Genomic DNA, 617 nt, shown 5'->3' with positions numbered 1-617 from the left:
AACGCGCGCTCACGATGCCTTGGATTGGCTGCTCACGATCCCGTGGAACGGGCGCTCAGCATCCGTGGAATGCGCACGCGTCCATGCGGGAAACGAGTCGCCGGAAACCTGGAGCGAGGATCAGGCGAGAAAGGGATTTAAAGACTATGACGCCATGTGCATCATTTGCCACAGCGCACCGGGGAAAGAGCGCAGTTATATTAGCAAAGGCCTGCGACCGGAGCCTCCGAATCTCGCCGAAGCTTCAGAGCGATGGAGCAGCGCAGAACTGTTTTGGATCATCAAGAATGGCGTCAAAATGACCGCAATGCCTGCATTCGGGCCTACGCATCAGGATGAGCAAATATGGAATATTGTGGCCTTCGTTCGGCGCCTGCCTCGACTGTCCGCTGAGCAATTCCGGGCGATGGAGAGCGAGATCAGAAAATCCTCAGAGAATGAGCAAGATCACCATCACCAATAAGTGGCGGGGAAAGCCGACTCGAAGAAAGACGAAATCGCAAGTCGAAGCGAATTCAGCATAGGCGCTGTCGTAGTCCCGCAAGATTGAAAGGGGAACATTCGGCTCTAATTCTCGACAGGCCTCGAGAAGAAGAAGACGCTGATGTTCCGCAAAG

Annotated in this window: 1 protein-coding gene; it reads left to right on the top strand. The window is 54.6% G+C overall.

Going from position 1 to position 617, the window contains the following annotated elements; genetic code table 11:
- Positions 1–463 (top strand): c-type cytochrome (locus HUN39_RS18965; RefSeq protein WP_175095982.1); only part of this gene is annotated, 463 nt, incomplete at its 5' end.
- Between the last annotated feature and the right edge of the window lie 154 nt (positions 464–617).

Source organism: Methylocystis silviterrae (assembly GCF_013350005.1).
Classification (GTDB): domain Bacteria; phylum Pseudomonadota; class Alphaproteobacteria; order Rhizobiales; family Beijerinckiaceae; genus Methylocystis; species Methylocystis silviterrae.
This window is presented reverse-complemented; position numbering and strand designations above follow the sequence as displayed.